Here is an 11531-nt window from a genome sequence, read left to right on the forward strand (position 1 = left end):
AAGCACTCCACGGAAGAGCGGACCACCAGCCTGCAGGCGCGCGATCAGGTTACGGCGTATTTCGTCTTTGACGGACTTCGGGCGATTCGTAGCGTAGGTAGAGCGCTTGAGAGCGCCGAGGGTCTCTGGGAGTTTGGACACTGGTCAGGACTGGAGGTCTTGCGTTGAGCGATCGGACGGACCGTCGGCGATAGGAATGATGATAAAGCGCAGAAGCACGGCAAGTTGTGCCCGATCGAAACGGATTTTGCCAATTGCTGAGGTCCCGTGATTTGTGGCGCAGACGATGGCTGATTTCCAAGGAAACCGTTACTGCACAAACGGTTGGCTGCTCGTGGAACTCTGCGGCTCGGGCGGGGTCGCTCTTGACAGCTGAGCTTCAAAACGTAGATTGTCCATGCTTGATCCCCGTCGGCGTTCTGCCGGGGGGGCCGTGCGCTTTTCAGGACGCACGGCGCAACCACCGCACCGTATGGAGTCCTCCACTATGAAGCGCATCGCTCTCGTTGCTGCTGCACTCGTGCTCGCCGCCTGCTCCGCCAAGGAAGAGGCTCCGGCCGCTGATTCGACCGCCGCTGCTCCGGCCGCTGCTGCTCCCGCAATGGATTCGGCCGCGATGACGCCGCCGCCCGCCGACTCGGCCTCGATGGCTGCTCCGGCCGACCCGACCAAGCACTAAGCTTTGGTTCTGCAGGACAAAACGCGGGCGACGAAAGTCGCCCGCGTTTTTTGTCGGTGAGGGATCAACGATGAGGGATCAGCGATCAGCGATCCGTGCGAGCCATCAGCTCACTCCACGAAATCCCGCTCTACTCCGGGAAGGGCAGCTCGCGTACTTCCGCGGTGATCGGGCCCTCCGGTGTTTCTACCATCACCGTGTCTCCCGCCTGGACTTCCCGGCGGAGCATCGCGATCGCGATCGGACCCAACCGCGGCGAAATCACGGAGCTGCGTACATCGCCCACCAGCTTTCCCGTGGCGTCGACTATCTGCCCGTGCTGCGGTAGCGCCGATGATCCCAGCAGTCCACGCAGCCGGCGATTCACGTGGCCACGGTAGTGGATCCGCGCGACGGTTTCCTGGCCCGTGTAGCAGCCCTTCGTGAACGAGATCGCGCCGAGCGTATCGAGATTCGCTTCTTGCGGGATCGTGTTATCGTCCATGTCGAGGCCGAACGCGGGACGCCCGCCTTCCACGCGCGTGATGTTCCACACCGCTCGCGTCGCTTTGCGATACACCGACTTCTCGAGCCGCTCACGCACGACATCGGCGTCGCGGGCATCAGCCACGAGAATGAATCCCGGCAGCGATCCCATCAGCGGCGCGCGGATGAGCCGCACCGTGGCCGGTCCGATGTTCCAGAGCCCGTGCTGCCACAGATTCCATTCAGCGAGCCCCTGCATCATCACGTCGCCCAGGTCTTCGACCGTGTGAGCAGCGCCGCCGAGGGTGGCGACCGCCTTCGACGCGTGCGCGCCGTAGATCATCCACGTGGTCCACTTGTCCGACTCGTCTTCGACTTTCGCGAGACGGGGATTGACGTACTTGCGCGCCGTGGCCAGCCACTGCGGCGCACAGGTGCGCAGGAGTGTGAGCATGAACGTCTCTTCGTCCATGCGAAAAATGAGCATATCGCACAGCACTTTGCCCTTCGGCGTCAGCGCGGCCGCGTGTTGTCCTTCACCGGGGCGCAGTTGCGTCACGTCGTTCGTGACGAGCCCGTTGAGTGCTTCAGCCGCCTTGGGGCCACGGAACGTGCTCCACTGGCCGGCCGACTCGAACCACGCGGACTCACGGCGCAGGTCGACATACGCGGCGGCGTCATGGGCCGCCAGCGGCTCCGGATACATAAGCGCCGGCATTGCCGAAGGTACCTCCAACGGCATCGCCGCTACCGGCAGTACTGGCTCAGACGGCGTCGGGCTCGTGAGGCCAGGGGGAATCGCGTCAGCGTTGGACAACGGCACACCTCGTAGAGACTTCGACATACAGATCAGTCCATGAAAGCTACCGGAGACCAACGGATTGAAGCAACATGCATACGGCCAGCACTTCAGGTTCGTGATAAATCACACACAGCGTTGTACTTCACTACGTACTTCGGTCACTTTCAAAGCGTGATGCGGCTCGTTTCTGCGAATCCCAGCGCAAAATCGGCCGTTTTGCTGTCAGCCTCCACGGCGACACGTTGCGTGCGAGGCAGGCGTTGCCGATCGAGACGGGCATCGATTGCCGCATAGCTGGCCTGCAACATCGAAGCCCCTGCAACGCGCGGAGGGTCATCGGCGCAACGCAAGAACAGCATGCTGTCTTCAAGAGCGGCGAGTCGCAACATGGGTTCCACTTCCCGGCGCTGCGAATCGCTGCGCAACACCATGCGAAGGCCACGCGCCATCGCTGCCTGCAGCCAGCTCAGCACCCCGTCGCGCAGCGGCACGCCATGCGAAGCCATCGCCGACCACGCACGCTGCGCGCGTAACGCAGTGAGATCGTGTACGGTCACGTCGTGGCGAAAGCGCTCATGCTGCAGCACCGGCAGTTGCTCGATCGCGACACGCAGGGCCTCGCTGAAGGTCCGCCCGGGCATCAACGCGTGCAGTAGCGGCAGCATGTCATGCGCGCATACCTCAATCTCCAGCAACGTGCATTCCAGTGTGATCGCCTCAGCGAGCGCGGTTGCCCGTAGCGGTATCGTGTCCGCGACAATACCGTCGAACGCCAAGATCGTAACGCGATGCTCGCCTGAGCGGTTCGCGTCGAGCGGATTCACGGCAAGCGCTCGTACGACGCGTCGAGTAGTTCGATGGGATGCACCACGCGCGCGCGCGAACCACTGCGTAGCAGTCCCGCCCCGATCTGCATCATGCACCCCGGGTTCCCGGTGGCGACCCAGTCGGCGCCGCTTTCGGCGATGCGCGCCAGCTTCGGTGCCAGCACGGCGTCGGACGTGTCGGGCTCCACCAGATTGTAGATGCCGGCCGATCCGCAGCACTGGTCGGCGTCGTCGAGCGGAATGAGCGAGAGTCCGGGAATTGCGCGCAGCACGGCCAGCGGTGGAGACACCACACGCTGGGCGTGCATCTGATGACAGGGTGGATCGTGTGTCACGCGCATGGCTACCGGTAGCGTACCGGGTATCGGTCCCACAGTAGCCAACAGCTCCGAGATATCGCGCGTCCGCGCGCTGATACGAGCAGCCCGCTCGGCCCACGCGGGATCATCGTGCAGCAGATGGCCGTATTGCTTGAGCATCGCACCGCAACCGGCCGAGTTGACGGCGATGACGTCAGCGCCCGACTGTTCGAAGGCGGCTACGTTGATGCGGGCCAATTGGCGCGCGCTGTCGAGATCACCGGCGTGCGCATGCAGTGCGCCGCAACAGCCTTGGGCGCGCGTGGTGCGCAGCTGAAAGCCGTTGTGAGCGAGCACGCGATCGGTCGCGTCGTTCACATGCGAGAAGAGTCCCGACATCACGCAACCGGTAAGACAGGTTACCGTAACTGCCGGCAACGCATTCGGCGCGACGGGAGTGGGGCGCGGTGCGGACCGCACGGCCCGCCCACTCCCAGCCTGCGTACGTGACATGGCCGGTGTGGTAGACGCGATCATCGCCATCGGAAACGCGAGACGCGCCGGCAACAGCTTCGCCAGCAGATGCGGCAACCGCGTGGCACGGAATGCGCGCGCACCGAGCAACGAAGTGCGCAACAGCAGCGGCTGTTTGAACACGCCAAGTACCGCACGAGCAACGATCGGCATGCGGCGTGCAGGCGCCATCGTGGCGCGCGTGGCCTCGAGCAGATCGCCGTACGGCACACCCGACGGACAGGCGGTCTCGCACGCGCGGCAACCAAGGCAACGATCGATGTGCTGCGCGGTGGTGGGATCGTCGAGTGCGATATCGCCTTCGAGCATGCGACGCATGAGCACGAGCCGTCCGCGCGGCGAATCGTTCTCGTCTTCGAGATTGACATACGTGGGACAGGCTTGGAGGCAGAAGCCGCAATGCACGCAGGCATCAAGTCCTTTGCTGGCCAGCGCCAGCGGTGTGCCCGGCAGGGCGCACTTGGGTGTGACGGCGGCGCCGTGCGTCACGGTGCTCATACGGCTCCCGGACGTCGCCGGTTGAGAATGCCATGGGGATCGAAGGCTTGCTTCACCGAAAAGTCGAGCGCATTGGCCTGCGGAAGTGGCGACGCGCCTTGTTCGACCACGATCGAGAAGGGCATTGACGGTGCCGCTGATGCCACGAACGCGGCCACTCGTGTATCGGCGTTCTCGGTTGCCAACGTCGTGATCCGAATCGATCCGCGGGCCGGATGGAACAGCAACGCTGCCTCGGGGAACGCGAAACGCGCCGCATCGATCAGTGATGCGCCGTGTGATGGTTTGGTGCGTGCGCGCAGCACGAGCGCCTGCTCGGGCACGTGCCGTAACAGCGACACCGGAGACGCGGACTCACTGGCGCTGCTCGTATCGGAAGGCCCAAGTGTGAACGCACTGCGCGCGCCATACGACTGCACAATGCCACGCAACGCGGAAGCGCGCGCTTCGTTGCCGGTGCAGCGTGCAAACAACTGCGTCGGTTCGCCCGGGGCCATGCGCACCAGCATCGGCAATGGCGCCCGGTTCGCGATCAGACGTAGCACCCACGCGTTCGGCGCGTCGTCGAGCGTACCCGTGACCACATGGTCCATGATCGGTTTCGCATGCAGGCGTATGCTGACTTCGGTGATGACACCGAGCGTGCCGAAGGCGCCGGTATTCAGTCGCACGAGGTCAAACCCCGCCACGTTCTTGACCACCTTGCCGCCCACGCGCACGATATCACCGGTGCCCGTGACAGCCGTGAGTCCGAGCACGAGATCGCGAATGGTGAAATCTTCGTACGACAACGGTGCCGCCGACGCGGTCGCGACCACGGCACCAATAGTGGACCGCGGAGAACCATACGGCGCGATAGCCAACATCTGGTCACTGGCAGCGCACACTGCGGACAGTTCTTCGAGCGTGGTCCCCGCGTGTACGCTGATCACGAGGTCGCCTGGCGTGTACTCGATCACACCGCCACGAGGCCGCACCACGGCCGCTGCGGCATCGTTCGCCACGGGGCCGCCGAACAGCCACGTGCCAGAGCCGACGCCACGGGCCACCACGTTCGTGCTGATAGCCTCGTGGACCGCCGAGGCGACGCCGGCAGTGGATAGCTCCATCATCTGCGGCCACGGTGGCTATCGTGTGATTTCACACGTGAAGCTGTTTGGTGAGCAATGCATGTACGGCAAACGGAAGTACCGCTCCGGAGAGATTGCACATTCAAGGATGATGTGATCGTGCCAGAAGCACCGCTTCCGCTCGTCGAATACACGGTTGCATCCAATTTGCTTCCGGTGGGAAAGCAAGCGTTGGCCACCGTGGTCCCGGTGGGAAAGCAAGCGTTGGCCACCGTGGTCCCGGCAATGCCCGTCGCGTTCACGTTCGCCGCCGTGGTCCGTGCCACTCTTTGCACGAATGCACCGGCACGACCTTGCCCGGATTGGCGCGGCGGTCGGGATCGAAGACGTCGCGGATGCGGCACATGGCCGACAGTGATTCGGCGGTGAACAGGCGGTCCATGTACGGCAGCTTGTCGAGCCCCACGCCGTGCTCTCCCGTGATCGTGCCGCCGGCATCGATGCAGGCCTGCATGATTTCCGACATCGCTTCGTGCACGCGCGCGGAGGCGTCGGCGTCGTTGGCGTCGTAAGGGATATTCGGATGCAGATTACCGTCGCCGGCGTGGAACACGTTGCACACTTGCACGCGGTGTCGCGTGGCAATCTCGTGGATGGTGGCCAGCACGTCGGGGAGGCGCGTGCGTGGGACGACCGCGTCCTGCACGACCAACGACGGGGCGATGCGACCCATGGCACCGAACGCTTTTTTGCGTCCTTGCCAGAGGCGCGTACGATCGGCGTCGGTGGTGGCCACGAGCACATCGCGGGCGCCGGCGTCCATGCAGCAGCGGCGAATGATCGACACATCGTCGTCGAGGCCGTCGGCGATGCCGTCTACTTCGCAGAGCAGGATAGCCGCGGCGTCGATCGGGTAGCCCGCGGCGTAAATCGACGCTTCGACGGCGCGGATGGTGGCGTTGTCCATCATCTCGAGCGCGGCGGGTACGATACCGGTGGCCACGATGCGTGACACGGCACGCGCGGCCGCATCGATGCTCGGGAAATCGGCGAGCAGCGTGTGTACCGTGTCGGGGAGCGGTACGAGGCGCACGGTGATCTCGGTAGCCACACCAAAGCATCCTTCACTGCCTACGAACAGGCCGAGCAGATCGTAGTCGTCCGATTCGCCGAAGGCGCTGCCGAGCCGCGTGACCGTGCCGTTCGGAAGTACGACTTCACACTCCACGACGTGATTGAGCGTGACGCCGTACTTGAGGCAGTGTGGCCCACCGGCATTCTCGGCCACGTTGCCGCCGATGGTGCACACACTTTGACTGGACGGGTCGGGGGCGTACTGCAGGCCGAACGCGGCCACGGCACGCGAGAGTTTCGCATTCACCACGCCGGTTTCCACGCGGGCGATGCGATTCACGGCGTCGACTTCGAGAATGCGCGTGAGGCGATTCAACCCGAGGAGTACAACGTCGTCGGCGAGTGAACCACCGGAGAGGCCAGTGCCGGCGCCACGCGGCACAAAGGAGACGCCGGCAGTGGCGAGGGCCTGCACCACGGCCACGACTTCGTCGCGGGTGCCGGGGAAGACGGCAAGGTTGGGCAGGGCGCGATAGCCGGGAAGCCCGTCGGCGTCATACGCGACGAGTTCGGGCGCGCGGGATTTCACCCAGCGAGGGCCGACGATAGCGGAGAGGGTGGCGAGCAGAGCATCGCGCATGCCGTAAGATAGCGGCGCGAAACGCGAACTATACTGGCTAGAGGCTCACGATCGTTGCCACCAACGTGCGTAGCGTGGTGAGCTCGAAGGGCTTCTGCAGCACGTGCGGGTGCATCGCGAGTGCGGTGCCGGGTGCGGCGTCGGAGACGGCGTCTCCGGTCGACAGCACGAGGCGCTCGGTGAGGGCGGGCCGGGTGGCCATCAGCGCGCGCAGCAGCTCCTCCCCGGATAGCAGAGGGAGGTGCAGATCACAAATGACGAGGTCAATGCGGCTCTCGCTCGCATCGTCACTCGCCAACAGTTGGGTCATCGCCGCCTGGCCATCTCCGGTTTCGGAGACAATCCAGTGTTGACGCTCGAACCACCGCTTCAGTGCGAAGCGTATGCCCGGCTCGTCGTCAACGAGGAGTACACGAGGCAACACCGCTCCAGGAAATCTAGGAGGAAAAAACAGACGGGTGCTCGCAGTGATACGAACACCCGTCTCAAAAGCTCATATTCTATTATAGCGGAATATAGTCAGTCGGGACTGCGTGGCCGACTCGCCCGCCGTGTCCGTCGTGTCATGCCGCGCCCCAAAAACCGGCAAGCGCATTGCCGTCGGGCGACTCGCGCAGCTTCTCGAAGGCCCGTTCGCGGATCTGTCGGATCCGTTCGCGCGTGACACCCATGAGGGCGCCGATGCGCTCGAGGGTCATCGCTTCGGCCCCTTCATCGAGCCCGTAGTACAGGTACAGGATCTTCCGTTCACGCGGCGTGAGGTACTTCCGGAACACGCGATCGATGAACTCCCGCATGAGGCGGAAGTCGGTGCCCTCTTCGATGTCGATGTGCGTTTCGCCGGCGAAACGTTCGCCGAGGGTGGACGCTTCGCGATCCTGACGATCGATGGGGGCGTCGAGGGAGACTTCGGTGCTGGTGATCTGGCGAGCGTTGCGGATCTGCTCGATGGGCTCCTGGAGGAGCTTGGCCATTTCCATATCAGTGGGCTCACGATTGAGCACCTGATTGAGCACCATCTCGCCGCGAGCCATGCGGATGAGCTGGGAATTCTGGTTGAGCGGGATGCGGACGCTTCGCGTCTGCTCGGCAAGCGCCTTGAGGACGGCCTGCCGGACCCACCACACCGCATACGAGATGAACTTGACACCCTGATCGGGATCGAACTTGCGGACCGCTTTGAGGAGGCCCTCGTTGCCGATGGCCACGAGTTCGGAGAGATCGAGGCCGTGTCCTTGATACTTCTTGACGTAGCTGATCACGAACCGGAGGTTCGCGGTCACGAGGCGCTCAGCGGCGGTCTCATCTCCCATTTGGGCGAGCCGAGCGAGACGACGCTCTTCGGCTGCTTCTGTGATCAAGGGGAGCTTCTGAATGTCGTGCAGGTACTGATCGAAGGCGGTGGAAGGGGAGGAACGGAAAAAGCCCTTGGAGCGGGCCTCGGTGGTTCTGGTCGCGGCAGCTGCCTGCATACGCCCTCGCCGAACATGTGCCTTAACAACCTGGTCCAGACGCGGACCGGTCAGGAGGTGGGAACGCCACGATAATGGCGGGATACTGAGCGGTCAATGGAAATCTTTTCAGGCGATGTATTTCGCGCATTTGAGAGTCAGTTAGAAGACGCTATAGCGACACTGACTGGTTCCACTGTTACCTGATGGAGTGGACGTCGGCAAAGAGGAAAGGGAACTGAGCTATAAGCTGTTGCGTGCGCGCAGCAGTTCTTCGTTGTTTACCCATTACCCAAAACCCATTACCCAGAACCCCAAGCCAACAGCCCACGGCGCGTTGGGCCGCTTGAGGAGGCTGTGGGCAGGTCTGTGGGCGCTGGAGGCTTTGGGCTTTTGGGCTTTGGGTGATGGGTGATGGGTCTTGGGTGGTGGGCTTTGGGTGGTGGGTCTTGGGGGGGGTACATCACGCGGAGAACAGAATCGTTCACGGCGATGTCAAAGCCGCCCGCACCGCCTCATCCGTCACCGCAACTGCCCACGTTCCTTCGGCTGCTTCCATCTCGCCGATTCCGCGGGGGAGCGAGTACCGAGCGGCCCCCAAACGCGCTTTTTTGTCAAGGTGAGTGGCTGAAATGATGTCATCAAGGCTGACACCGACCGGCATCCGTGACGGCAATCCGGCGCGTTCGACGGCGTCGGCGATGGCCACGGCCAGTCCTTCGCGGGCGAGGCCGATCGATTCAGCAATGCGGGCCTCGGCCACCATTCCCATCGCGACGGCGTCGCCGTGGAGGAGCTCGAAGTTGAGCACGCGCTCCACGGCATGGGCGATGGTGTGGCCGAAGTTGAGGATCTGGCGCAGGCCGCCTTCGCGGGTGTCTTCGGCGACCACGTCGGCCTTTATGCGCACGCTGCCCACAATGAGCGTCGTGATCGTGGCGACGAAATCGGGGGCGGCGGCGCCGTGAGCGCGAATGGCGTGAGCGAACCGGAGGACGGCGTCGAAGTAGGGCGCGTCGGCGATCACGCCGTGTTTGATCATTTCGGCAAGGCCGCTGCGCAGGATGTCATCGGGCAGCGTGACCAGCATTTCGGGGTCGATGACGACGGCCGAGGGGTTATGGAAGGCGCCGACCAGGTTCTTGCCGAATGGGGTATCGACGGCCGTTTTGCCGCCGACTGACGCGTCGACCATGGCCAGCAGCGTCGTCGGCACCTGAATGACGGGGAGTCCGCGCATATACGTAGACGCCACGAATCCGGCGAGGTCGCCGATCACGCCGCCGCCAACGGCGATGACGGTCGTGTCGCGTCCGGCTCCCCATTCCAGCAGCGCATCGGTGAGCTCGGCCCATCGCGTCCGCGTTTTCTCCTGTTCCCCGGGGGGAATAGTGAACACGCGGGTACTCTCGGTTGGGAACTGCGCGGCGATCGCATTGGCGTGCAACCGCGCGACCGTGTGGTCGCTGATAACGGCTACACGATGCGAGGGGGCGGCGAGGCGCGCGATCTCCCCGACGGAATGCCGAGCGCCGGCCCGGCAATGGACGGGGTAGGGCAGCGGCAAGTCCAAGGCTTCGGGGTGCGCGCCCTGCACTACCAGGTCACCTCACCCGCGCCCGCACGCTTGTTGGCGACGCGGGCGAGCATGAAGAGCAGATCGGACAGGCGATTGAGATACACTACCACCAAGGCCGGCAGTTCGATATCGGCGCTGAGATGGACCACGCGACGTTCGGCTCGTCGGCAGACGGTGCGCGCCACATGCAGCGCGGCCGCCTTCGGCGTACCGCCCGGAACGATGAAGCTACGCAGCGGCTCGAGCTCCGCGTCGCAGGCATCGATCGCTCGTTCGAGCTCCTCGATGCGCTGCTCGTCGATGCGCGCCTTGGTGAGCTGCTCGCGCATTTTCTCGTGATCGGGTGTGGCGAGCAACGCGCCGATCGCGAACAGATCGCGCTGCACCGGCACCAGTACCTCGTCGATGCGCGGCATCATCTCGATCGATCGCGCAAGACCGAGTGTGGCGTTGAGTTCGTCCACGTCGCCATACGCTTCCACGCGGGGATGGTCCTTGCCGACCATGCCGCCGCCAAAGAGGGCGGTCGCGCCCTCGTCACCTGCTCGGGTGTAGATCTTCATGCCGCAAAATAACCGGTGAGTCTGGAGTTTTGGGTGAAAGTTTCGAGTTGTGGGTCTGACTCAAGACTCCGAAATTCGACTCACTACCCAAGACTCGCTTTGGTTATTTTCCGAAATGACGTCCCATCCCATCCGAGATCTCACCATCATTGGCGGCGGCCCTACGGGCCTGTTCGCTTTGTTTTATGCCGGCATGCGCGGCGCGTCGGCCCAGATTGTCGACGCGCTGCCTGAACTGGGCGGCCAGCTCACGGCGCTTTACCCGGAGAAATTCATTTTCGACGTGGCGGGCTACCCGCGTGTACTGGCGAAGGATCTCGTCAAAAATCTCACGGAGCAGGCCACACAGTTCCATCAGGATACGGGCATTCCGGCGCACCTGGGCCAGCAGGTGGTTGGACTCGAGGAAGAAGACGGTCACTTCGTGCTGGTCACGGCGACGGACCGTTTCCCGACGCGCGCCGTGGTGATCGCGGCCGGCATCGGTGCGTTCAGTCCGCGCAAGCTACCGCAGGCGTTCGCTGCGGAATGGTACGGACGCGGCGTCGACGCGCTGGTCTCCACCCCCGAAGCGTATCGCGATCGCGATGTGCTGATCATCGGTGGCGGTGACTCGGCGTTCGATTGGTGTGCGCAGCTGCGAGACAAGGCGAAGTCGGTCACGCTGGTACATCGCAGCGACCGCTTCCGTGCGCACGCGGCCACGGTATCGGAAGTGCGGGGAGCCGCCGCTGCGGTGGGCGGCAACGTCGCCGTACACACGTTTCATGAAATTGACGCGATCACGGGCGATGACCGCATCACGGGCGTGCGTCTCAAAGACGTGAAGACGAAGGAAACGCGCGAAATCGCCTGCGACGTCGTGCTCCCGATGCTCGGCTACGTCTCCGACCTCGGCACACTGCTGCAATGGGGTCTCGACATCGAGAAGGACGAAATCAAGGTCTCGACGTCGATGGACACGGGTCGCGCCGGTGTGTACGCCGCCGGTGACATCACAACGTACCCGGGTAAGCTCAAGCTGATCGCGTCCGGCTTTTCGGAAGCCGC

11 protein-coding genes are annotated in these 11531 nt (G+C 63.8%); 2 read left to right on the forward strand and 9 right to left on the reverse strand.

The window, feature by feature from the left end; genetic code table 11:
• Positions 1-487 precede the first annotated feature (487 nt).
• Positions 488-679 (forward strand): hypothetical protein, encoded by a 192-nt coding sequence (locus ACESNG_RS01160; RefSeq protein WP_373067386.1) that lies wholly within the window; start codon positions 488-490, stop codon positions 677-679.
• Between the two features lie 130 nt (positions 680-809).
• Here the strand turns inward: ACESNG_RS01160 and ACESNG_RS01165 are convergent, their stop codons facing one another.
• The 9 genes from ACESNG_RS01165 to ACESNG_RS01205 all read right to left on the reverse strand — a co-directional run bounded on the left by ACESNG_RS01165 (position 810) and on the right by ACESNG_RS01205 (position 10481).
• Positions 810-1961, reverse strand: coding sequence for a folate-binding protein YgfZ (locus ACESNG_RS01165; RefSeq protein ID WP_373067388.1), 1152 nt, complete (start codon positions 1959-1961; stop codon positions 810-812).
• Between the two features lie 149 nt (positions 1962-2110).
• Positions 2111-2770: a hypothetical protein gene (locus ACESNG_RS01170; protein WP_373064512.1), complete on the reverse strand. Its 660-nt coding sequence runs from the start codon at positions 2768-2770 to the stop codon at positions 2111-2113.
• On the reverse strand, positions 2767-4104 hold the full coding sequence (locus ACESNG_RS01175; protein WP_373064510.1) for a (Fe-S)-binding protein: 1338 nt from the start codon (positions 4102-4104) through the stop codon (positions 2767-2769). The genes ACESNG_RS01170 and ACESNG_RS01175 overlap by 4 nt, the downstream gene beginning before the upstream one ends.
• Entirely contained in the window at positions 4101-5216 is a 1116-nt protein-coding gene (locus ACESNG_RS01180) for an FAD-binding oxidoreductase (RefSeq protein ID WP_373067390.1), read from the reverse strand. The genes ACESNG_RS01175 and ACESNG_RS01180 overlap by 4 nt, the downstream gene beginning before the upstream one ends.
• A gap of 256 nt (positions 5217-5472) precedes the next feature.
• A complete protein-coding gene (locus ACESNG_RS01185) occupies positions 5473-6888 on the reverse strand; it encodes an FAD-binding oxidoreductase (protein ID WP_373067393.1) in 1416 nt (471 codons plus the stop codon).
• A gap of 37 nt (positions 6889-6925) precedes the next feature.
• Positions 6926-7309 (reverse strand): response regulator, encoded by a 384-nt coding sequence (locus ACESNG_RS01190; protein ID WP_373067395.1) that lies wholly within the window; start codon positions 7307-7309, stop codon positions 6926-6928.
• A 142-nt stretch (positions 7310-7451) separates the two neighbouring features.
• Positions 7452-8360, reverse strand: a complete 909-nt coding sequence (locus tag ACESNG_RS01195; RefSeq protein WP_373059919.1) for an RNA polymerase sigma factor RpoD/SigA — start codon at positions 8358-8360, stop codon at positions 7452-7454.
• A gap of 463 nt (positions 8361-8823) precedes the next feature.
• Complete coding sequence (gene aroB / locus ACESNG_RS01200; protein WP_373067397.1) at positions 8824-9936, reverse strand: 3-dehydroquinate synthase; 1113 nt, start codon at positions 9934-9936, stop codon at positions 8824-8826.
• Entirely contained in the window at positions 9936-10481 is a 546-nt protein-coding gene (locus ACESNG_RS01205) for a cob(I)yrinic acid a,c-diamide adenosyltransferase (protein WP_373063992.1), read from the reverse strand. Before ACESNG_RS01205 ends, aroB begins: the two co-directional genes overlap by 1 nt.
• Before the next feature lie 115 nt (positions 10482-10596).
• On the opposite strand from ACESNG_RS01205, the gene ACESNG_RS01210 reads away from it, so the two are divergent.
• Positions 10597-11531: NAD(P)/FAD-dependent oxidoreductase (locus ACESNG_RS01210; RefSeq protein ID WP_373067400.1), on the forward strand; the 935-nt coding region annotated here is incomplete at its 3' end.

It is taken from the genome of Gemmatimonas sp., assembly GCF_041689975.1.
Lineage (GTDB): Bacteria > Gemmatimonadota > Gemmatimonadetes > Gemmatimonadales > Gemmatimonadaceae > Gemmatimonas.

What these genes read in the sequence shown, in the direction of transcription:
- ACESNG_RS01185 (WP_373067393.1), bottom strand. Translation starts at nt 6,888, where the DNA reads ATGCGCGATGCTCTGCTCGCCACCCTCTCCGCTATCGTCGGCCCTCGC.
- ACESNG_RS01195 (WP_373059919.1), bottom strand. Translation starts at nt 8,360, where the DNA reads ATGCAGGCAGCTGCCGCGACCAGAACCACCGAGGCCCGCTCCAAGGGC.
- ACESNG_RS01160 (WP_373067386.1), top strand. Translation starts at nt 488, where the DNA reads ATGAAGCGCATCGCTCTCGTTGCTGCTGCACTCGTGCTCGCCGCCTGC.
- ACESNG_RS01175 (WP_373064510.1), bottom strand. Translation starts at nt 4,104, where the DNA reads ATGAGCACCGTGACGCACGGCGCCGCCGTCACACCCAAGTGCGCCCTG.
- ACESNG_RS01205 (WP_373063992.1), bottom strand. Translation starts at nt 10,481, where the DNA reads ATGAAGATCTACACCCGAGCAGGTGACGAGGGCGCGACCGCCCTCTTT.
- ACESNG_RS01180 (WP_373067390.1), bottom strand. Translation starts at nt 5,216, where the DNA reads ATGATGGAGCTATCCACTGCCGGCGTCGCCTCGGCGGTCCACGAGGCT.